The sequence below is a fragment of the Caloranaerobacter longqiensis genome, assembly GCF_050286925.1.
Lineage (GTDB): Bacteria > Bacillota > Clostridia > Tissierellales > Thermohalobacteraceae > Caloranaerobacter.
Genome location: NZ_JBFWFX010000003.1, coordinates 110,072 through 132,674, shown reverse-complemented (window position 1 = coordinate 132,674; position 22,603 = coordinate 110,072). Strand labels below are relative to the sequence as shown.

The window sequence follows — 22,603 nt, the reverse complement described above, 5'->3', positions numbered from 1 at the left end:
ATCGATTAACGCCAAAACTTTCTATCTAAACTCCTGTATTGAATAGCTTCAGCTAAATGTTGTACTTCTATTGATTCTTTTTTATCTAAATCGGCAATAGTCCTAGCTAGTTTTAAAATCTTATTATAAGCTCTAGCACTTAAACCTAAATTATCAAATGCTTCTTCCATCAATTTAACACATTCATTATCTAATTTACAGTATTTATTTATATCTTTTGATGTCAATTGTGCATTACAAAATATTTTTTCTTTAGAATACCTATTAATTTGAATTTTTCTCGCCTCATTTACCCTTTTTCTGATACTTTCTGAAGTTTCCGACACAATATTTCTACCCAATTCTTTATAATTTATAGGTGTAACCTCTATGTGTATATCAATTCTATCTAATAATGGCCCGCTAATTTTACCTAAGTATCTATTTATTTCTCTCTCACTACAAGTACACTCGTGTGTCGGATCGCCATAATGCCCACACGGACAAGGGTTCATACTTGCTATAAACATAAATTTAGCTGGATATGTAAGAGAAGCATTAACTCTTGAGATTGTTACATGGCCATCTTCCATTGGTTGGCGAAGAACTTCTAAAACGCTTTTTTGAAATTCAGGTAACTCATCTAAAAAAAGTACTCCATAATGTGCTAATGATACTTCTCCAGGTTTTGGTATTCTACCTCCTCCTACCAAAGATGCACTAGATATTGTATGATGAGGTGCTCTAAAAGGCCGTTTTGTAATTAAAGAATTATCTTTTAATAAACCTGCTACACTATATATTTTAGTAATTTCCAATGATTCATCAAATGTTAATTCAGGTAATATAGAAGGTAATCTTCTAGCAATCATTGTCTTACCAGAACCGGGTGGCCCTATAATCAAAACGTTATGTCCTCCAGCTGCAGCAACTTCCATTGCCCTTTTTAATGATTCTTGTCCCTTAATATCACTAAAATCATCATATAATTCATTACTATTTTTAAATAAACTTGATATATCAATTTTCCAAGGTTTTATGTTTATCTCACCATTTAAATACATTACAAGCTCATATAAATTTTTTACTGGAATTATATCTATATTTTCTACTATACTACACTCATCTTTATTTTCATAAGGCACTATAATCTTTTCAATACCTTTATCTCTAAGCGATATAACTAATGGAAGAGCACCATCTATCTTATTTATATTACCATCTAAAGATAATTCTCCTATAAAAGACACTTTGCTTAAATCTTTATCTTTTATAACTCCAGTTGCTAATAATATTCCCACAGCGATTGATAAATCAAGCTGTGAACCTTCTTTTTTAAGACTAGCAGGTGCAAGATTAATAGTAATTCTATTTAAAGGAAATTCAAATCCAGAATTTTTTATCGCAGTTCTTACCCTTTCTTTTGACTCTCTTATAGAAGTATCTGGAAGACCTACGATGTTAAAAACTGGCATTCCTCTGGAAATATCAGTTTCTACTTCAACAATATAGCCGTTCAACCCCTGTAATACACAAGTTTTAACTTTTGATAACATTATTTCCAATCTCCCCTTTATTTTCTTACGTTTATATACTTCAATAAATGAATTGAATTTCCTTCTTTTTTTCTTTATACTCTTGACAAATGTGTTTTTTATAAAAATGTTGGTAAAGTTGGTTTTTATCATTTATGATAAGATTAATTATGATATATTATTGAAAATTTTAATTCAATAATTATTACCTGGGTAATACATAAATAACAACAATAAGTAGCAAATAATACTATAAAGAAAAAATGCACAACAAATTGTGCATTTATATCCAAAAAGCATTTTGTATATGATTTATCCTAATATTTTTATCTAAAAATATTTCTATAATATCAAATCTATATTGTTTATTCATTATTTTTTTCAGTTTTATGTATGAATAAGCAGTTTTTATTATTTTCTGTTGTTTATTTACTGTAACTGCTTCATATGGATAACCATAACTAGAACTCTTTCTAGTTTTAACCTCTATGAATACTATCATATCATCTATAGCAGCAATTATATCGATTTCTCCTAACTTGCATTTAAAATTTCTATCTATTATCTTATAATTATTTTTAATTAAATAATTAACAGCTAATTTTTCTCCTATAATTCCAGTAATTTTATTTTTCAAACTTCTCACCTTTTTTCTTATCTAATTCATATACAAAAGCTAGTATTTCTGCTACAGCCATATATAACTTCTCTGGTATAGCTTGCCCTATTTCTAAACTGATTAAATCTTCAACTAAATTTTCATTTTCAATTGTCTTAATACCCTCTTTTTCTGCTTTTTGGATAATTTTTTCAGCAATTTCTCCCTTGCCTTTAGCAATAACTCTAGGTGCAATATCATTCTTATCATATTTAAGTGCGACTGCAATTTTTTTATTTTTATTTTTCAAATATATCACACCCTTATATCTAATAAATAATTCTTAACATCTTTATCAGATAGAACATCAAGAGGGTCAACATCTTCTCCATTTATATAATTTATAAATACTTTGTTATAACCACATTCAATTAGAGCATCTTTCAACTTATATTCATTTTTTTCAAAAATCTTTATATAACTACTCTTATTCATATAAAAACTAATTGTAATACTATCTCTAACTATATTGGCTAATATTTTTATTTTATCAAATCTATTAGTTTGTAAAGAAATCATTATATTCAAATTTTCTCTTTTGCCTTTAAATTTTCTTTTATCTAAAATATAAAATTTATTTATCAATTCACTTTTATCTGTAAAATAGAATGGATAATATATAAAAGTAGCATTTTCATTAAGTTTATTTAAGAAAATAATCTTGTCTTTCAGAATTTGAAATTTATCAAGAACTTCATCTGATACTTTATCTCTTTCATGTAATATTAATTCTAACTTTTTAAACAATTGTCTCAAATTTCTATAATAAGTTTTTAGTAATTTTTTATCTTTTTCATTAAATTTAATAACCAGATTATTTAAACTAATTTTTAAATTTTTAAATTCTTTATCACTAATAATATTTTTTTCATGTAAAGTAACTAAAAACTCTTCTAAATCTCTTTCAATAAAACTACCATTATTAATTAACTCATTCAAAAACTTTAAATTATTTAAACTAATTTCAATTTCTGATTTTAAAAGAAAAACTACTTTTTTAACAATATCTGGTGTAATTTTACTTCCTTTTAGGATATTTATTAATTCATCGCGAATTTTGTCAGTTATTATATCGCTTTTAGAAATATCATTCTCATATGATACTTTTTCAGTTTTAATACTTTCCTTTAAGAATCTAAGTATATTATCTGACATCATGTGCTTATTAGTGCCTAAATACTTAATCTTTTCATTTTCTTCAGTATTTATCAAATTCCTTATTTTATTTAGTATTTTTATAACTTTTTCTATCGTTTCTTTATTTAACGGCATTTTAAATTTAATTAGATTCTCAATAATTTCTATATTTTCCTTGTTCATACTTAAATTATTGCTTTCTAGTAATGCCTTAATAAATGTTTCCTTATCATTTATAAAAATATCTTCCCTTTCTAATGGAGTTAATACTATATTACTATCTGTTAAGTCTTTAACAAAAAAATTTAGAATTTTATTTTTATACTGTTCTAAAGAGATCAAAGTACTCGCTTTAATAATATCACCATTACCCAAATCAATAGATACAATGTCTTCTGATATATCTATTATTCTACCTCTGATAATACTGTCTTTATATAATTTACTATTAAGTTTCGTATTTATAAAAATTTGCATCTGTTTATCTATTCTCATAGATATCACCAAATAAATCAAGTTGCTTTTCTTTTTCTAAAATATTTTTAAGAAAACTTAACCTATGTATTGGTGAAGGCCCTAGTATTCTTATTGCTTCCCTATGTTTTTTAGTTGCATACCCTTTATGTTGCTCAAATCCATAGCCTTCATATTTTTCGGCCCATTCTATACATTTCCTATCTCTATAAACTTTTGCAACTATCGAAGCAGCTGCTATTCCATGACATCTTGCATCTCCTTTTATTATACTCATCTGAGGTATGTCAACATCTATTTTTTCTGCATCTATCAGAATAAAATCTGGCTTTATAATATTGTTATTTTTATCTCTTAATGACATCACCGCTTTTTTCATTGCCAACTGAGCACTCTTTTTTATATTTATTTTATCAATTGTTTTAGAATCTACTTCTCCAATTCCAACTGCTATTGCTTTGTCAAGTATAATATCATATAGTTTTTCCCTTTTTTTAGCAGAAAGCTTTTTAGAGTCATTTACACCCTCAATAACTAAATCTTTAGGCATAATTATTGCACAAGCTACTACATCACCAGCAAGACATCCTCTTCCGACTTCATCAACACAAGCAATATACTCATAACCTTTTTCCCATAGTTCTCTTTCAATAGTCAACATATTACCCCTCCATAATATTTAAATTCTATCCATCCTATCTAAATCCTTCACTATACTTATAAAGATTCTAAAAAATAAACCTTCCTCTATGGAAGGCTATTTTTCCGGATATTCCAATGTTATTTTGCCAATAGTTCCTTTCCTAAACTCATCTAAAATTAAATGAGCAACTCTTGAATAATCTATATCTCTACCTTTTAAAATACAACCTCTTTTCAATGCTATTTCTTCCATTACTTGTAATGGCATTTTTCCTTCTAATTTAATTTCATATCTGTTTATTAACTTATCTGGTGCTACACCAATAAGTCTTTCTATTAGTCTCAATGCTAAAGTTTCAATATCCATAATCTCATCTTTAATTGCTCCTGTAAAAGCTAAATTAAGTCCCACGTTTTGATCTTCAAACTTTGGCCATAATATACCAGGAGTATCTAGTAGTTCTAGATTACCTTTTAATTTTATCCATTGTTTACCTCTAGTTACTCCTGGACGATTACCTGTCTTAGCACTTTTTCTACCAGATAACGAATTTATTAGAGTAGATTTCCCAACATTAGGTATACCTACAATCATAGCTCTTACAGGTTTTTGTTTTATACCTTTAGCTCTTAGTTTTTGCAATTTTTCTTTTAATATTTTATTTGCTTCTTCAATAATTTTTTCAGTCCCAACATTTCTTGCTGCATTTATCAAAATAGCTGTTATATTTTTTTTTCTATAATAATCAATCCATTTTTCATTTGCTATATCATCTGCTAAATCACATTTGTTTAATATCACAACCCTAGGTTTATTCCCAATAATCTTTTCAATATCAGGATTTTTACTACTAATAGGTATTCTAGCATCTAGTAATTCAAAAACTATATCAACAAGCTTTAAGTTCGCTTTTAATAATTCTCTTGTCTTTTTCATATGACCTGGATACCAATTTATATTCATACATCATCGCCCTCTTTAAAACTACTTGTTAACTATTATCACTCAATTTTTATCTAGTATTCATAATCTATTGAAATAAATATAGGGACTGAAAATCAGTCCCGAATTAATACTCTCTTTTTTCTTTAACTCTTGCAGCTTTACCAGCCTTACCTATTAAATAATTTAGTTTAGCTCTTCTTACTTTACCTTTTCTAGTTACAACAATTTTCTCAATTCTTGGAGAATGAACAGGGAATGTTCTTTGTACACCTACACCATAAGATACTCTTCTTACAGTAAAAGTTTCTCTTGAACCTCCACCTTGTCTTTTAAGTACAATACCTTCAAAAACTTGAATTCTTTCTCTGTTTCCTTCTTTTACTTTATAGTGTACTTGAACTGTGTCCCCAACGTTAAATTGAGGGATATCATCTCTTATTTGTTCCTGTTCTATTAGTTTAATTACGTCCATGTTTTCCCCTCCCTTCTTCCTAGACGTTCATGCTATTTTAAGCAGAGGACCGCCCGTTTTGCCACATGTAATTATAGCATAAATATATATAAAATACAACTTATTTCTATATATTTATTTCTTCCTTTATTTTATTTAATATTTCTTTTTGTTTTTCAGTCAATTTTACCTTGTCAATTAAATCTGGTCTTCTTAAATAAGTAAGCTTTAATGACTGATATAGTCGCCATTCTTCTATCTTTTTATGGTCCCCAGACAAAAGAACATCAGGTACCTCATGTCCTCTAAATACTCTTGGTCTTGTGTATTGAGGATATTCTAAGAGTCCATTATAATGTGATTCCTCTTCAAATGATTCTTCACTACTTAAAACTCCTGGAATTAATCTTACTACTGAATCAACTACGACCATAGCTGGTATTTCTCCACCAGTTAGTACATAATCTCCAATTGAAATTTCATCATCTATATAATTTTCTACTATCCTATTATCAATTCCTTCATAATGACCACAAAGCAATATTAAGTGTTGTTCTTTTGAAAGCTCTTTTGCTAAATTTTGATTATATACTTTTCCTTTTGGTGTAAGATAAATAACCCTCGAATTAGTCTTTCTCACACTCTCAATAGCTTTATAAATCGGCTCAGGTTTCATAACCATTCCAGGGCCACCACCAAAAGGATAATCATCAACACGTTTATGTTTATCTTCAGAAAAATCTCTTATGTTAATGTAATTTAGTTCTATTAATTTGTTTTTTATTGCCCTACCTATTATGCTATAACTAAAAACTTCCTCTAACATAGTTGGAAACAATGTTAAAATATCTATTTTCATTCTATCATTCCTTCTAGTGGGTCTATGATCATCTTTTTATCATCAAGATTTATCTCTTTAATAACTTCTTTTATAGCTGGTATAAGATACTCTCTACTGTTATCTCTAACCACATAAACATCATTACTACCTGTCTGTATAATATCTTTAATTTTACCTAGAAATTTGCCGTCTTTGAGATAAACATTTAAACCAATAATCTGAAATATAAAATACGTATCCTCTGGTAATTCTATAGCATTTTCTTTATCTATATATACATACTTACCTTTAAAGCACAAAACATCATTGATATTATCAAAGCCTTTAAATTTCAACATAACAAAGTTTTTCTTATACCAAACATCCTCTATTTCAATTTTTCGTTTTTCTATATAAACATATTCTAGTTCCTCAAATCTAGTCATGTCATCTGTTAATGGAAATATTTTTAATTCTCCTTTAATACCATGAGTATTTATTATCTTACCTACTTTAATAAAATCTATCATCATAGGCAATACCCCTTTGAATGTTTTAATTTAGTCTATCCATTTAAAAATATTTTCATTCTAAAATTGAAATAAAGGGATTAGACGAACTAATCCCTTTACTGTATAATTTCAACTACAACCCTTTTATTTTCCTTAGTAGCTGCTGCCTTTACGACAGTTCTTATAGCTTTTGCTATTCTACCCTGTTTCCCAATAACTTTTCCCATATCTTCTGGGGCTACTTTCAACTCGATAATCACTGACTGTGTACCTTCTACTTCATTCACTTGTACTTCTTCTGGTCTGTCTACAAGAGCTTTAGCTATTACTTCAACTAACTCACCCATTTTTCTACACCCCCCAAGATCGAATTAAGCATTCTTAATCTCTTCTAATTTCTCATAAATACCATTCTTCTTAAATAAATCATTAACTGTATCTGTAGGTTTAGCTCCATTTCTTAACCATTTAATTGCTTTTTCAGCATCTATTTTAATCTCTTTTGGATTTGAAACAGGGTTATAGTATCCAACCTGCTCAATGTATTTTCCATCTCTAGGAGCACGTGAATCAGCTACTACTATTCTGTAGAAAGGCTTCTTTTTAGATCCCATTCTTGTTAGTCTGATTTTTACTGCCATGCTTTCACCTCCTTCTGAAATTTTATCTATCTAAAAAATGGAATTTTAAACTTACCCTTTTTCATAGCTTTTTCCATTTCACCCATCTTCTTAAGCATTTTTTTAGTTTCTTTAAATTGCTTTAAAAGTCTATTTACATCTTGAATCGATGTACCACTACCTTTAGCAATCCTTTTTCTCCTGCTTCCATCTATAATAGATGGATTTTGTCTTTCTTCCTTTGTCATTGATTGTATTATAGCCTCAATCTTAACTAACTCTTTTTCATCGACTTTTAAATTTTTTAATTGTTTAGAACCTATGCCTGGTATCATTTCTAATATCTGATCTAAAGGTCCTAAATTTTTCATCTGCTGTAATTGCTCAAGAAAATCCTCGAGTGTAAACTGTTGACTTCTTAATTTCTTTTCTAATTCAATTGCCTTTTTAGCATCTAGACTAGCTTGAGCTTTTTCGATAAGACTCAGAACATCCCCCATCCCTAAAATTCTTGAAGCCATTCTATCAGGATGGAAAGGCTCTATCTGCTCTAACTTCTCACCCATGCAAACAAACTTTATAGGTTTTTGAGTAACAGCTCTAATCGATAAAGCCGCACCACCTCTTGCATCTCCATCAAGTTTGGTCAAAATAACACCATTAATACCTAATCTATCATCAAAAGTCTTAGCTACTGTTACTGCATCCTGTCCTGTCATTGCATCTACAACAAGTAAAATCTCATGCGGCTTTACTTCATCTTTTATATTTTCTAGTTCGTTCATTAAATCTTCGTCAATATGAAGCCTACCAGCTGTATCTATAATAATAACATCATTTCCATTTTTTTTGCCATATTCAATCGCAGCCTTAGCTATATTAACTGGATTTTGCTTATCTCCCATTGAAAAAACTGGTACTCCAATACTACTTCCAACTACTTGTAACTGTTTAATAGCAGCTGGTCTGTAAATATCACAAGCCACTAATAAAGGTGATTTTCCATTTTTCTTGAGTAAACCAGCTAATTTACCTGATGTAGTCGTTTTACCCGCACCTTGAAGACCACATAACATTATAATCGTAGGTGGATTAGATGCAAACTCTATTTTACTCTGGGTTTCTCCCATCAACTTAGTTAACTCGTCATTTACTATTTTTATTACCTGTTGCCCTGGAGTAAGACTCTCCATTACTTCATGCCCAACAGCTCTTTCTTTTACATTATTAATAAATTTTTTAACAACTCTAAAGTTAACATCTGCCTCAAGCAATGCAAGTTTTACTTCTCGCATTGCATCATTAACATCTTTTTCTGAAAGTTTTCCTTTACCTTTTAACTTACCCAGAGTTTTCTGAAGCTTCTCAGCTAAACTTTCAAAAATCATTATTTGACCTCCTGATCATTATCTAAAATATCTAAAGCGATATTCTCAATATCTATCACATGAGAATTAATATCTTCTAAACGTCCTAGTTTTAAATCATCCTTTATCAAGTTCAATCGTTTAAGAATAATTTTTATTTTATCCTTATCCTCTAAAAATTTCTTAACTAATCCTAATTTCTCTTCATAATCTAATAATCTTTTCTCTGCCCTTTTTAATATATCATGAACACCTTGTCTACTAATGTTTAGTTGCTCTCCAATTTCACTCAATGACAAATCATGTATATAATACATCTCAATTATTGTATATTGTCTATCACTAAGCAGTTTTCCATAAAAGTCAAATAACAACCCCATTTTTACTGCCTTTTCAAACATATAAATCACCATATCAATAAAATGTAAAGCCATAAACTTGACAGATTGTATTTTATAATACATATGCTTATTTGTCAAGTTTATTCTGTAAAAATCGCCTCAACAAAATTCTGAGGATCAAAATCTTGTAAATCTTCTATCTTTTCACCTACACCAACTAATTTTACTGGTACATTTAGCTCTGATTGAACAGCTAAAACTACACCACCCTTAGCAGTTCCATCTAGTTTAGTTAATACTATTCCAGTTATATCACAAGCTTCTTTAAACACTTTAGCTTGCATAATTGCATTCTGTCCTGTTGTAGCGTCAACTACTAATAAAACCTCCCTAGTAGCTTCAGAAAACTCCCTTTCTACTATTCTGAAAATCTTATTAAGCTCATTCATTAGATTCTTCTTGTTATGAAGTCTACCTGCTGTATCACAAATCAACACATCAGCTTTACGAGCTTTTGCTGCTTGTATACCATCGAAAATAACCGCTGCAGGGTCAGAACCCTCTTTATGAGCTATTATCTCAACTCCTGCTCTATTAGCCCATTCTTGTAATTGATCAATAGCAGCTGCTCTAAAAGTATCACCTGCTGCAATTAAGACTTTTTTACCTTCATTTTTTAATCTATAAGCTAATTTCCCTATAGTTGTAGTTTTACCAACTCCATTTACCCCAACAACTAATATAATTGCTGGTGACGGCTCTATATTAATTTTATTATTACTTTCAATATCAGTTAGAATTTCTTTTAATTCTTCTTTAAGTAACTCTTTAATTTCAAAAACTTCCTTTATTTTTCTCTCCTTTACTTTATCTTTTAAATCCTCAATTATCCTCATCGTTGTATTTACTCCCATATCTGCAGTTATCAATACTTCTTCTAATTCTTCAAATAACTCTTCATCAATTTTTTGATAAGATTTTAATATAAAGTCAACTTTTTCAGTAATACCTTTTCTTGTCTTTTCTAGACCTTGTTTTAATCTACTAAATAAACCCAATTTTGGTTTCTCTTCATTATTTACATCTTCAATCTTGTTCTCTGTTATTATTTCCTTTTCTTGCAAGTTGTTTTCTTTTTGTTCTAAACTATTTTCTTTTTTAATCTTTTTAAAAAATTTCTTTAACATTTTAAAACCTCCTTAGCTAGCTTTTTCGTTAATTTTTTCCGATAATTTAACTGATACTAGTTTAGTAACACCTTCCTCTTCCATTGTAACACCATATAAAGAATCTGCTGCTTCCATAGTACCCTTTCTATGAGTTATGACAATAAATTGAGTGTTTTCTGAAAAGTCTTTTAAATAATCAGCAAATCTAAACACATTTGCTTCATCTAAAGCAGCTTCAATCTCATCTAAAATACAGAAAGGTGTTGGTTTAGTCTTTAATATAGCAAAAAGTAAAGCAATAGCTGTTAAAGCTTTTTCTCCTCCAGATAGCAGTGATAAACTTTGCAATTTCTTACCTGGAGGTTGTGCTATAATTTCTATTCCACTTGTCAAGACATTTTCTTTATCTTCTAAATATATATCAGCTTTTCCTCCGCCAAATAGCTTTTCAAAAACCTCACTAAAATTCTTCCTAATCTTTTCAAAATTAATACTAAATTGCTCTATCATTTTTCTTTCCATATCTTTGATAACTTTATTTAAAGACTGTTCTGCTTTTATTAAATCATTTTTTTGTTCAGTAAGAAATTTAAATCTATCATTTACTCTTTCAAATTCTTCAATAGAGCTAACATTTATTTCTCCTAAAGATTTTATTTTTCTTTTTAAATCTCTAATTTCATTTTGAACTTTAGTTACATTTTCTAATTCCTTTTTATAATTTAAAGCCATTTGATATGAAAGTTCATAATCATCCCATAACTTATTAGTATAATTTTCAAGTTGCATATTATATCGTGCAAGTTTAATATCTAGAGTATTTTTACTTGACTGTAACTCATTTATCTTCTTATTCATTTCTTTTATCTTTTCTTGTTCATTATAAAATGACTGCATAAAATTATTTTTATCACTTTTTATCTCTTTGAGTCTAATATCATATTCTAAAAGTTCTTGAGATAGCTCATTCTTTTTAACAATAAGCATTGTCCTTTGATCTTGTAACTTCTTAATATTTTCTCTAATTTTTTCTGATTCACTTTCAAAATTTTCTATATCATTAGCAATTCTTTTATACTCCTCATCAAGTTTCAAAAATGACTCGTCAATCCCTTTCATTTCTTGTTCGCAAGAAGCCAAATTTACTTTAATATCAGTTAAATATTTTGATAAATCATCTCGTTCTAATTTATTTTTTTCAAAATTATTTACTAAATTATCAATTTCTGTTTTACTTAAGTTATATCTACTTTCACTGTTTTTCAAATCTAAACTCAAATTCTCAATTTCTTTATTCAACTCCATCATTTCGCTTAATAATTGTTTTTTCTCATTATTATATTTTTCTATTAAATCAATTAAATTTTGTCTTTCTCTCTCCTTCTGAAGTTTGCTATTCTCGAAATTTGAAATATCTAAATTTAACCTGTTGATATCCTTTTCACTCTTTTCTAACTCAGAATTTAACTTAAATAATTCATCATTTATATTTTTAGATTTTATCTCTAAACTCTTATATACTTCTTTAAGCTCTATTATTTGTTTACCTAAATCATTAAGCTCTCTTTCTCTGCTTAATAATCTTACATTCTTAGAACTTAAGCTTCCCCCAGTAATTGAACCTCCTGGGTTTATAACTTCTCCATCTAATGAAACTACCTTCATTGAATACTTTAATTTTTTAGAAATTCTGATGCCATCATCAATTGTTTCTACAATAACTACTCTTCCAAGTAGATATTCAAAGATTTCTCTATACTCTTCATCAATTTCTATTAGCTTTGAAGCGATACCTATAACTCCATTTGTTTTTATTATCTCTTCTTCATCAGACTTTAATCCCTTACCTCTGATAGATGTCATTGGTAAAAAAGTGACTCTACCTAACTTATTTTCTTTTAAATATTTTATAATCCTCTTAGCTTCGTTTTCTGAATCAGTAACAATATTTTGTAATGCTGAACCAAGCGCTATTTCAATTGCTACTTCATATTTCTTATCAACCCTTAATAATTCAGCAACTACCCCTCTTACTCCTTCTCCTAATTGCCTATCTTTTTTAATTGCTTTAAGTACATTCTTCACACTTTTATAAAATCCATCATAACTTTCTTTCATTTCTTTTAAAAGGTTATATTTAGATACTTTAGCTTGGATTTCACCCTTTATTTGTTCCAATTGCATATTAATATTTCTAAATTTTTCTTCTAGCTTTTCCTTATCATTCATTAATGAATGTTTCAAATCAGTTATTTTATTTAATTTGTAATTAAGCAGTTGTATTTCCGAATCAATATTTTCAATTTTAGCTTCAGCATCACTTTTTTTATAAACTAATTCATCAATTTCTTTATCAATCTGTTTAATTCTCTTATCAATATTTATAATAAAAGTCTTAATACTATTTATCTTACTTTTAATTTCAGTAATATTATTTAATAATTGGATAACAGCATCCTTTTTATTTTCTATTCCTCTTTCTTTACTCTTTATTTCATCATCTAGTTTGTCCAATTTATTCAAACGTTCATTTAGTTCAGATCTTAAGCTGCTAATCTTCTCACTTAACTTTTCTTTGCTATTGACAAGTTTAAGTTTTTCTGTTTCAATCTCGTTTTGCCGTTTTACTAATTTCTCTATATTATTACTTATCTTGTTTTGTTCTTTTTTCAAAATTTCTGTTTTTTCATCGCATAATCTTATCTCACCATCAATTTTCTCAATTTTATTTTGAACATCATACCTATTATTTTGTATGATTTCTATATTTTTCTCCATTTTTTCAATTTCATTTTTTACTTTGTTATACTTGCTTTCTAATATTTCCCGTCTTTCCTCATTATATTTTAATTGTTCTTGAATTACATTTTTCTGTTTTTCTATATGATCTATCTGCCCTTTCAACCTATCTATTTCTCTTAAATATAAATTAACTTCTAAATCTTTTAATGTTTCTGCAAGTTCAAGATATTTTTTAGCCTTTTCCGCTTGTATTTTTAATGGAGATAACTGACCTTCAATCTCATTTAATATATCATTAATTCGTGTAATATTCTCTTTAGTTCTTTTAAGCTTTTTCTCTGCTTCTTCTTTTCTTGTTTTGAATTTAACTATCCCTGCTGCCTCTTCAAAAATATTTCTTCTATCTTCTGACTTAGAACTTAGTATTTCATCAATCCTGCCTTGTCCAATTATCGAATATCCATCTTTTCCTATACCAGTATCCATAAAAAGTTCCTTAATATCTTTTAATCTACATGAATTTTTATTTATATAATATTCACTTTCTCCTGAACGAAATAATCTTCTAGTTATACATACTTCTGAATAGTCTATAGGTAAACTCCCATCCTTATTATCGAATACTAAAGTAACTTCAGCAAAACCGAGTGGTCTCCTCTTAGAAGTTCCTGAAAAAATGACATCTTCCATTTTACTACCTCTTAATGTTTTAGCACTCTGTTCTCCTAAAACCCATCTAATAGCATCAGATATATTACTCTTACCACTACCATTAGGCCCAACTACACAGGTAATCCCTCCATTAAGTTCAATCTCAGTTTTATCTGCAAATGACTTAAAACCTTGTATTTCTATCCTCTTTAAAAACAAGTTTAACACCTCTTTTATTTAGTTTGCTAAAGTTAAACTGCATAAGAAATAAAAGGTTTCCAAGAAATTCGGAAACCCATATAATTATATCTGTTTTCACTAATACACAGATATATTCTACTCAAGTAGAATAAAACCCTTCCTTTTAAGATATTTTTCCATATATCTTCTAACAGCTACTTCATAACATATTTCGTTAACATATATCTTTAATATTTCTAAAGGTAACTCTGATTTTTTTAGTTTAATAATTATATTATATCTATCTTTAAAATATTTAACATTACTTGATTTTTGTCCAACTAAGTTTGATACTAATTTACTATTAATTTCAATTAATATTGAAACATTTTTAATTTCATTTTCATTTATAAATTCTTCTAAAATTATTTTATATATATTTGATTCAACTAACTGCCTAATTGAAGGGTGATATGGACCTGCTAAAACATCTCCTCCTAAAGAAATGTTTTCTGTCGGTTGCAATCCTATTCTAATAACTGGTATTTTGTAGTAATTAAATAAAATTAATATGTCTGTACAAATATCAACGGCTTCCTCTAAAGTCAATGGTTTGTATTTACCTAAAGAGTACATATATTCTAAATAAGTATCCTTAATTACTAATGTTGGATACAATCTAACAAAATCTGGTTTAAGATTAATAATATTTAAAGCAGTATTAATTGCTTTTTCTTTAGTATCACCTGGTAAACCTATCATAAATTGCAATCCCAATTCAAAATTCCAACTTTTTATTAAATTAACTGCATCAATTACATCATTAACAGTATGTCCTCTATTACTCTTTATTAAAACTTCTTCATCTAATGATTGAACTCCTAACTCAATAATATCTACATCATACTTTTTCAATAATGTAAGGATAGAATCATTTATATAATCAGGTCTTGTCGACAATCTAATTTTGTCTATTAATCCCCTCTTTTTATAATTATACACTATATTTAAAAACTCTTCTTGTTGCTCAATATCAATCCCAGTAAAACTTCCACCAAAGAAGGCCACTTCTATTTCTTTTGTACTAAGAGGAATAGTCTTTAAAAATTTATCAATCGTTTCTTCTATTTCAATAGCCGTTATATCTTTGATTTGCCCTGCTATTTTCTTCTGATTACAAAAAACACAATCATGTGGACATCCTTTATGCGGTACAAAAATGGGTATTATTTTTTTTCTAGTCCCCATTTAAAACACCTAACCTTATTAGAGCATTTTTAGCCGCACATTGTTCAGCATCTTTTTTACTACGGCCAACCCCCTCACCTAATACTTGATTGTTTAAAGAAACTTTAACTTGAAAAATTTTATTATGATCTGGACCATATTCATTCATTACATTATAACAAACACCTGATTTACTACTTTTTTGAATTATTTCTTGTAATTGAGTCTTATAGTCAATCAAAATCTTTCCTTCTACAGCATCTTCAATTATATTTTTCAATACATTTAATATAAATTTTCTAGCTTCTCCAAGCCCACCATCTAAATATATCGAACCTATCAAAGCTTCTAGTGTATCTGCTAAAATAGATATTCTTTCTCTTCCACCAGTAGCTTCTTCTCCTTTTCCTAACAAAAGATACTTGCCCAAATTCAATTTCTTCGCTACTGTTGATAAAGACGTTTCACATACAATGACAGCTCTTAATTTTGTCAGTTCTCCTTCAGGAAATTTAGGATACTTTTCAAATATATAATCGCTTACAACTAAACTTAATACCGAATCGCCGAGAAACTCTAATCTTTCATTATATTTAATTTTCAATCTTCTATGCTCATTAGCATATGAACTATGTGTTAACGCTCTATTAAGAAGATTTATATTATGAAATCTATATCCAATTTTATTCTGTAATTCATCTAATAATTTCATTCGTTCATTATCTAAAGACATAATCTACCTCCAAACTGATTTAAAACAATTTGCCTTTATCTCATTAATAGTTTACTACATACTATTATTTACATGCAAATGGTTTTTAAATCTAATCAGTTATTTGCTATTTTAAAAATTGTAAAGTGATAATTCAGTAAAAAAGACTAGGCAAAAACCTAGTCTTTTTTACTAAACATATTTTTTTATTATAATAGAAGCGTTATGACCACCAAAGCCTAGAGAATTTGACATTGCATAGATTACTTTTTGTTCTATTCCTTTATTAGGCACATAATCTAAATCACATTCTTCATCTTTTGTATTATAATTAATTGTAGGTGGTATAAAATCATGATATACTGTTAAAGCACACACTGCTCCTTCAAGCCCACCAGCAGCACCTAATAAGTGCCCAGTCATTGATTTAGTAGAACTTACTTTTAGTTTGTAAGCATGATCTTTAAAAACTTCTTTAATAGCAGCAGTCTCAAACTTATCATTATATGGCGTAGATGTTCCATGAGCATTTATATAATCTATCACATTTGGTTTTATACCTGCGTCATCTAAAGCTAATTTCATAGCTCTAGCTGCTCCTTCTCCATTTTCTGCTGGTGCAGTTATATGATAAGCATCACATGTCATACCATATCCTACAATTTCTCCATATATTTTAGCTCCTCTATTTAAAGCATGATTTAATTCTTCTAAAATAAGAATTGCTGAACCTTCTCCCATTACAAAACCATCTCTATTCTTATCAAATGGTCTACTAGCTAGTTTAGGATTATCATTATTAGTTGATAATGCTTTCATAGAAGAAAAACCAGCTAAAGCCAATGGTGTAATTGCAGCTTCGGCACCACCTGTAATAATTATATCTGCATCTCCTCGCTGAATTATCTTGAAACTATCACCTATAGCATTTGTCGAAGAAGCACATGCAGAAACAACTGTTTCATTTGGCCCTTTTGCACCTAATAAAATAGCTATTTGCCCAGCTGCCATATTACTAATCATCATAGGTATAAAAAAAGGACTTATTCGTTTAGGACCTTTTTTTAATAATTTTTCATGTTGCTCTTCAAGCGTAGCTAATCCACCAACACCAGAACCTATTATAACTCCAAATCTCTCTTTATTTATCGAATCTAATTTTAACTGAGCATCTTCTACAGCTAATTTACTTGCAGCGACTGCAAATTGAGTAAACCTATCCATCCTTTTTGCCTCTTTTTTATCCATGTAATCTTCAGGCTTAAAATCCTTTACTTCTGCTGCTATTTTTGTAGAATAACCTTCAGTATCAAATTTCGTTATATAATCAACACCATTTTTACCTTCTTTAATAGCACCCCAAAATTCTTCTATTCCAATTCCGATTGGACTTATTATACCTATACCGGTAATAACCACCCTTCTCATCATGGTTTAACCTCCTAAAATGTCTAGTTAATAGAAATCTATTTTTAAGGTCCCGAAAAAATCGGGACCATTATTTCATAATTACTTCATGTTATTTTGAATGTACTCAACTGCATCTTTAACAGTTTTTATCTTTTCTGCTTCCTCATCTGGAATTTCTAAATCAAACTCATCTTCAATAGCCATAATAAGTTCAACTACATCAAGAGAGTCTGCATCAAGGTCGTCTTGAAAAGATGATTCCATTTTTATTTCATCTTCCTCAACCTCTAGCTGTTCAGCTATTATTTTCTTAAGTTTTTCAAATACCATACTTACACCTCCCTTCAATATTATTACAATGATTTATATTAATAATCCTCCATCTACAATTAAAACTTGACCTGTTATGTAAGAAGATAGATCACTCGCTAGAAATGCAACTGCATTAGCTATATCCTCAGGTTCTCCTAATCTATTCAAAGGTATTTTGCTTAAGTATTCTTCCTTTACTTTATCTGGTAATTTATCTGTCATGTCAGTCTTTATAAACCCTGGAGCTATTGCATTCACTCTTACTTTTTTCTTAGCCACTTCTTTAGCAATTGATTTAGTAAATCCTATTATTCCAGCTTTAGAAGCAGCATAATTACATTGCCCCTGATTACCTGTAATACCTACTACTGAAGCTACATTTATGATACTTCCACTTTTTTGTTTCATCATAGTCCTAATCGCTGCCTTAGTAACATTAAATGTTCCTTTTAAATTAATATTGATTACATCATCCCACTCTTCTTCTTTCATTCTCATTAGCAAATTATCTCTAGTTATTCCAGCATTATTTACTAAAATATCAATTCTACCAAATTCGTCTAAAACTTTATTTATAAAGTTTTCTACATCGTCTTTATTTGATATATCTGCCTTTACTGCTATAGCTTTAACTCCCATTTCCTCTGCCAATTTTATTACTTCCTTAGCTTTAGTATCACTTTTTGTATAATTAACAACTATATTAGCTCCTAAAGAAGCTAATTTTAGTGCTATAGCCTTGCCAATTCCTCTTGAACCTCCTGTTATAAGCGCTATCTTGCCAGTTAGATTCATAAACTCAGCTCCTTAACTTAAAAATTCATTTAATTTGGATAGTGTATCTATATTCTCAACATTAATTGTTGTAACCTTTGTACCTAATTTCTTTGCTGTTTTCTTTACAAAACTGCTTAATGATTTACCTGGACCTATTTCTATAAATGTATCGATTCCATATTTAATCATAAATTCAATACTATCTTGCCACAATACAGGCATAAACACCTGCTTTGATAAAAGTTCTCTAATTTCATTTTCATTTTCGATAATCTTCGCTGTTACATTTGAAACTATTTTTGTTTTCATCTTTCCTATTGAAACTTTTTTTAGCTCATCACTTAGCCTATCTCCCGCTGGTTTCAATAAACTTGAATGGAAAGGAGCACTTACTGATAACTTCAAAGCCTTCTTAGCCCCTTTTTCTTTAGCAATATCACATGCTTTTTCAACAGCTTTAACTTCTCCAGAAATCACTATTTGACCAGGGCAATTATAATTTGCACATTCAACTATCCCTACATCACATGATTCTTTAACTACTTCTTCAACTACCTCTCTTTCTAATCCTATAATTGCAGCCATAGTTCCTACCCCAAAAGGCACTGTTTCCTGCATCAATTTACCTCTAGTCTTTACAAGTTTTACCGCTTCCTCAAATTTAAAAGCACCACTATATACCAAAGATGAATACTCTCCTAAACTCAATCCAGCAGTTATTTCAGCCTTTAAACCTAATTCATCAACTACTTTTAATATAGCAATTGAAGTAGTTAAAATAGCTGGCTGAGTATTTTCAGTTTTAACTAACTCTTCACTAGGTCCTTCAAAGCAAAGCCTTTTTAAATCAAATCCCAAACTCTCATTTGCTATATCAAATACTTCTGCTGCAACTTTATAGTTTTTAACAATATCGCTTCCCATTCCAACATATTGAGCTCCTTGACCAGGAAAAATAAATGCAATTCTGCTCATTTTATCACTCCTATAAACTTTCTTTAACCTTTTTGGCCTCAGCAATTATATCTTCTATAACTTCTTTACAAGTTTTAATTTCTTTAATTAATCCACTAATCTGTCCTGCCATTACAGAACCATTTTCAACATCTCCATTTAAAACAGCATTTCTTAATGTTCCTATCCCTAACTTTTCAATCGTCTCTTTATCTGCTCCTTCTTTTTCTAGTTTTATAAACTTTTTAGTAAGTTTATTTTTAATAGATCTTACAGGATGCCCTGTAACTCTTCCTGTTACTACTGCATCTCTATCTCCCGCTTTAAGTATCATTTTTTTATAATTCTCATGTGCTATACACTCTTTAGTACAAACAAACCTTGTACCAATCTGTACTCCTTTTGCACCTAGAGCTAATGCTGCAACAAAACCTCTTCCATCAGCAATTCCTCCAGCCGCAATTACAGGTATATTAACCGCATCAACAACTTGAGGCACTAAAGCCATTGTAGTAAGTTCTCCGATATGCCCACCTGCCTCAGTACCTTCAACAATTAATGCATCCGCACCTACTTTTTCCATTCTCTTTGCAAGAGCAACTGAAGGAACTACAGGTAGCACTTTTGTACCAATCTCTTTAAATCTGCCTATATATTTGCCAGGATTTCCTGCTCCTGTCGTTATTACAGGAACTTTTTCTCTATATAGTAACTCCATAATTTCATCAACATAAGGGGACAATAACATAACATTAACACCGAACGGTTTTGATGTCATTTTCTTAATCTTAAATATTTCCTCTTCTATTACATCAACAGGTGCGTTGCCACATCCAATTATCCCCAATCCACCTGCATTAGATACAGCTGCAGCAAGCTCTGATGTTGCAACCCATGCCATACCACCTTGTATAATCGGATATTGAATGTTCAATAAATCGCAAATTACAGTTCTAAACATCCTACACCTCCCGGTTTTTATACCATTTAATAATACATGAACCCCAAGTTAAACCTCCACCAAAACCAACTAACAAAATATTATCACCATTTTTTATTTTGTTAGCTTTAATTGCTTCATCTAATGCAACAGGAATTGAAGCTGATGACATATTCCCATATTTGTTTAAGTTTACATATACTTTATCTTTAGCAAGTTTTAATCTTTTTCTTGCCGATTCAATAATTCTAATATTAGCTTGATGTGGAACAAGATAATCTATATCTTCTAACTTAAGCCCACTCATCTCAATGACCTTTTTCGCTGCTTCTTCCATTGCTCTAACAGCAAACTTAAATACTTCATTCCCTTCCATTTTAATATAATGAAGTCGTTTCTCTACTGTATCATGTGTAGCAGGACATTTAGAGCCTCCTGCAGGTTGTGTAAGATACTTTCCGCCACTACCGTCTGCCCCTAAATTTATACCCAAAATACCCATACCTTCTGGTACTGTGCTTACAACAGCTGCACCTGCTCCATCTCCAAATAATACACAGGTATTCCTATCAGTCCAATCTACAATTCTTGATAATGTCTCTGCACCAATAACTAAAACATTTGTATAAAGCCCCGAGCTAACGTATGCATAAGCTATTGATAATGCATATAAAAATCCAGAACAAGCTGCCTCTAAATCAAATGCAGCTGCATTAGTACATCCTAATTTATCCTGAACTATACATGCAGTTGAAGGAAAAGCCATATCAGGTGTTACTGTACTTACAATTATCATATCAATATCTTCATTTTTAATCCCAGCATCATCTATTGCTCTTTCTGCAGCTATTGTTGCCATATATGAAGTCGCTTTATCGTCATCCAAAATTCTTCTTTCAACAATTCCTGTTCTTGTCTTAATCCATTCATCGCTAGTATCTACAATTTTTTCTAAATCATAATTTGTTAATACCTTTTCTGGAATAAAACTGCCTGTACCTATTATTCCAACCGACCTACTCTTATTCAAAATCATTGTTACCTCCTAAATTAGATATACTTTCTTCAATTAGCTTTAAAACATCATTTTCCACAAAAGCTTTTGCTTGCTTAATTGCATTCTTAATAGCTTTTGCATCAGAACTACCATGAGCTTTTATTACTCCACCTCTAACTCCTAACAAAGGTGCTCCTCCATACTCAGTATAATCTAATTTACTCTTAAAACTTCTAAGACCTGGTTTAAGTAATAGTGCTCCTAACTTAGTTATAGGATTTCTTAAAAATTCTTCCTTAAGTGCCGAAAAAATAGAATATGCTAATCCTTCTGTTAGTTTTAATATAATATTACCTACAAAACCATCACATACTAAAACATCAACTAACCCTTCTGGAATATCTCTGGCTTCAACATTACCATAGAAATTTATTAGTGATGATTTTGATAACAACTCAAAAGCTTCCTTAGTTAATTCATTACCTTTTCCTTCCTCTACACCAATATTAACTAATCCAACCTTTGGGTTTTTCTTGTTTAAAACTTTCTCTGCATATATACTTCCCATTAAAGCAAATTGCTGTAGATATTTTGGTTTACAATCTGCATTCGCACCAGCATCTATTAATAAAGAAATTCCCTTTTTAGTTGGATAAACAGGAGCTAATGCTGCTCTCTCTATACCCTTGATTCGTCCTACAACTAACAAACCTCCAGTTAACAAAGCACCTGTATTGCCTGCAGAAATAAAAGCATCTCCTTCTTTATCTTTTACCATTTTTAAACCAACTACCATTGAAGAATTTTTCTTTCTTCTTATTGCCATAACAGGTTTATCGTCATTTGTTATTACATCATCTGCATTAACAACGCTAATATTGTTTCCGTTATATCCAAGTTTGTCTAATTGCTCTTTTATCATTTTCTCTTTACCAACTAATACAATTTCCACATCTACTTCATTTAATGCATCTACACATCCCTTTACTGTTACTTCAGGGCCCTTATCCCCCCCCATTGCATCAACTATTATTCTCATATTTCCTCCTC

General features: G+C 29.6%; 24 protein-coding genes. All 24 read right to left on the bottom strand.

What is annotated here, in order from left to right; translation table 11 throughout:
* Nucleotides 1–5: 5 nt before the first annotated feature.
* Nucleotides 6–1,535, bottom strand: coding sequence for a YifB family Mg chelatase-like AAA ATPase (locus AB4Y15_RS04055; protein ID WP_427338609.1), 1,530 nt, complete (start codon nucleotides 1,533–1,535; stop codon nucleotides 6–8).
* 262 nt (nucleotides 1,536–1,797) lie between these two features.
* Nucleotides 1,798–2,160, bottom strand: coding sequence for a YraN family protein (locus AB4Y15_RS04050; RefSeq protein WP_427338607.1), 363 nt, complete (start codon nucleotides 2,158–2,160; stop codon nucleotides 1,798–1,800).
* Nucleotides 2,141–2,422 carry an EscU/YscU/HrcU family type III secretion system export apparatus switch protein gene (locus AB4Y15_RS04045; protein ID WP_427338606.1) on the bottom strand — a complete coding sequence of 94 codons (282 nt, stop codon included), beginning with the start codon at nucleotides 2,420–2,422 and terminating at the stop codon, nucleotides 2,141–2,143. Before AB4Y15_RS04045 ends, AB4Y15_RS04050 begins: the two co-directional genes overlap by 20 nt.
* Before the next feature lie 5 nt (nucleotides 2,423–2,427).
* Nucleotides 2,428–3,804, bottom strand: coding sequence for a hypothetical protein (locus AB4Y15_RS04040; protein WP_427338604.1), 1,377 nt, complete (start codon nucleotides 3,802–3,804; stop codon nucleotides 2,428–2,430).
* Nucleotides 3,791–4,444: a ribonuclease HII gene (rnhB, locus tag AB4Y15_RS04035; RefSeq protein ID WP_427338602.1), complete on the bottom strand. Its 654-nt coding sequence runs from the start codon at nucleotides 4,442–4,444 to the stop codon at nucleotides 3,791–3,793. Before rnhB ends, AB4Y15_RS04040 begins: the two co-directional genes overlap by 14 nt.
* A gap of 96 nt (nucleotides 4,445–4,540) precedes the next feature.
* Nucleotides 4,541–5,389 carry a ribosome biogenesis GTPase YlqF gene (gene ylqF / locus AB4Y15_RS04030; protein ID WP_427338600.1) on the bottom strand — a complete coding sequence of 283 codons (849 nt, stop codon included), beginning with the start codon at nucleotides 5,387–5,389 and terminating at the stop codon, nucleotides 4,541–4,543.
* 106 nt (nucleotides 5,390–5,495) lie between these two features.
* Complete coding sequence (gene rplS / locus AB4Y15_RS04025; RefSeq protein WP_427338598.1) at nucleotides 5,496–5,843, bottom strand: 50S ribosomal protein L19; 348 nt, start codon at nucleotides 5,841–5,843, stop codon at nucleotides 5,496–5,498.
* 106 nt (nucleotides 5,844–5,949) lie between these two features.
* The gene (trmD, locus tag AB4Y15_RS04020) at nucleotides 5,950–6,681 is read right to left on the bottom strand and encodes a tRNA (guanosine(37)-N1)-methyltransferase TrmD (RefSeq protein ID WP_427338596.1); all 732 of its coding nucleotides are present in this window, start codon (nucleotides 6,679–6,681) and stop codon (nucleotides 5,950–5,952) included.
* On the bottom strand, nucleotides 6,678–7,175 hold the full coding sequence (gene rimM / locus AB4Y15_RS04015) for a ribosome maturation factor RimM (protein ID WP_427338594.1): 498 nt from the start codon (nucleotides 7,173–7,175) through the stop codon (nucleotides 6,678–6,680). Before rimM ends, trmD begins: the two co-directional genes overlap by 4 nt.
* A gap of 95 nt (nucleotides 7,176–7,270) precedes the next feature.
* Nucleotides 7,271–7,501 (bottom strand): KH domain-containing protein, encoded by a 231-nt coding sequence (locus AB4Y15_RS04010; protein WP_035162837.1) that lies wholly within the window; start codon nucleotides 7,499–7,501, stop codon nucleotides 7,271–7,273.
* Nucleotides 7,502–7,525: 24 nt separating this feature from the next.
* A complete protein-coding gene (gene rpsP / locus AB4Y15_RS04005; protein ID WP_069649679.1) occupies nucleotides 7,526–7,795 on the bottom strand; it encodes a 30S ribosomal protein S16 in 270 nt (89 codons plus the stop codon).
* A 26-nt stretch (nucleotides 7,796–7,821) separates the two neighbouring features.
* Entirely contained in the window at nucleotides 7,822–9,162 is a 1,341-nt protein-coding gene (gene ffh / locus AB4Y15_RS04000; RefSeq protein WP_427338592.1) for a signal recognition particle protein, read from the bottom strand.
* Nucleotides 9,162–9,575 carry a YlxM family DNA-binding protein gene (gene ylxM / locus AB4Y15_RS03995; protein ID WP_427338591.1) on the bottom strand — a complete coding sequence of 138 codons (414 nt, stop codon included), beginning with the start codon at nucleotides 9,573–9,575 and terminating at the stop codon, nucleotides 9,162–9,164. Before ylxM ends, ffh begins: the two co-directional genes overlap by 1 nt.
* Before the next feature lie 47 nt (nucleotides 9,576–9,622).
* On the bottom strand, nucleotides 9,623–10,669 hold the full coding sequence (ftsY, locus tag AB4Y15_RS03990) for a signal recognition particle-docking protein FtsY (RefSeq protein WP_427338590.1): 1,047 nt from the start codon (nucleotides 10,667–10,669) through the stop codon (nucleotides 9,623–9,625).
* Nucleotides 10,670–10,681: 12 nt separating this feature from the next.
* Nucleotides 10,682–14,263 (bottom strand): chromosome segregation protein SMC, encoded by a 3,582-nt coding sequence (gene smc, locus AB4Y15_RS03985; protein ID WP_427338589.1) that lies wholly within the window; start codon nucleotides 14,261–14,263, stop codon nucleotides 10,682–10,684.
* Between the two features lie 117 nt (nucleotides 14,264–14,380).
* On the bottom strand, nucleotides 14,381–15,472 hold the full coding sequence (locus AB4Y15_RS03980; protein ID WP_427338588.1) for an elongator complex protein 3: 1,092 nt from the start codon (nucleotides 15,470–15,472) through the stop codon (nucleotides 14,381–14,383).
* On the bottom strand, nucleotides 15,462–16,184 hold the full coding sequence (rnc, locus tag AB4Y15_RS03975) for a ribonuclease III (RefSeq protein WP_427338587.1): 723 nt from the start codon (nucleotides 16,182–16,184) through the stop codon (nucleotides 15,462–15,464). Before rnc ends, AB4Y15_RS03980 begins: the two co-directional genes overlap by 11 nt.
* Before the next feature lie 171 nt (nucleotides 16,185–16,355).
* Nucleotides 16,356–17,594, bottom strand: coding sequence for a beta-ketoacyl-ACP synthase II (gene fabF / locus AB4Y15_RS03970; protein WP_427338586.1), 1,239 nt, complete (start codon nucleotides 17,592–17,594; stop codon nucleotides 16,356–16,358).
* A 78-nt stretch (nucleotides 17,595–17,672) separates the two neighbouring features.
* A complete protein-coding gene (gene acpP / locus AB4Y15_RS03965; protein ID WP_035162057.1) occupies nucleotides 17,673–17,903 on the bottom strand; it encodes an acyl carrier protein in 231 nt (76 codons plus the stop codon).
* 33 nt (nucleotides 17,904–17,936) lie between these two features.
* A complete protein-coding gene (fabG, locus tag AB4Y15_RS03960; RefSeq protein ID WP_427338585.1) occupies nucleotides 17,937–18,680 on the bottom strand; it encodes a 3-oxoacyl-[acyl-carrier-protein] reductase in 744 nt (247 codons plus the stop codon).
* Nucleotides 18,681–18,692: 12 nt separating this feature from the next.
* On the bottom strand, nucleotides 18,693–19,637 hold the full coding sequence (fabD, locus tag AB4Y15_RS03955) for an ACP S-malonyltransferase (RefSeq protein WP_427338583.1): 945 nt from the start codon (nucleotides 19,635–19,637) through the stop codon (nucleotides 18,693–18,695).
* Nucleotides 19,638–19,647: 10 nt separating this feature from the next.
* Nucleotides 19,648–20,577: an enoyl-[acyl-carrier-protein] reductase FabK gene (gene fabK, locus AB4Y15_RS03950; protein ID WP_427338582.1), complete on the bottom strand. Its 930-nt coding sequence runs from the start codon at nucleotides 20,575–20,577 to the stop codon at nucleotides 19,648–19,650.
* A 1-nt stretch (nucleotide 20,578) separates the two neighbouring features.
* Complete coding sequence (locus AB4Y15_RS03945) at nucleotides 20,579–21,592, bottom strand: beta-ketoacyl-ACP synthase III (protein WP_427338581.1); 1,014 nt, start codon at nucleotides 21,590–21,592, stop codon at nucleotides 20,579–20,581.
* On the bottom strand, nucleotides 21,579–22,592 hold the full coding sequence (plsX, locus tag AB4Y15_RS03940; protein WP_427338580.1) for a phosphate acyltransferase PlsX: 1,014 nt from the start codon (nucleotides 22,590–22,592) through the stop codon (nucleotides 21,579–21,581). The genes AB4Y15_RS03945 and plsX overlap by 14 nt, the downstream gene beginning before the upstream one ends.
* Nucleotides 22,593–22,603 lie beyond the last annotated feature (11 nt).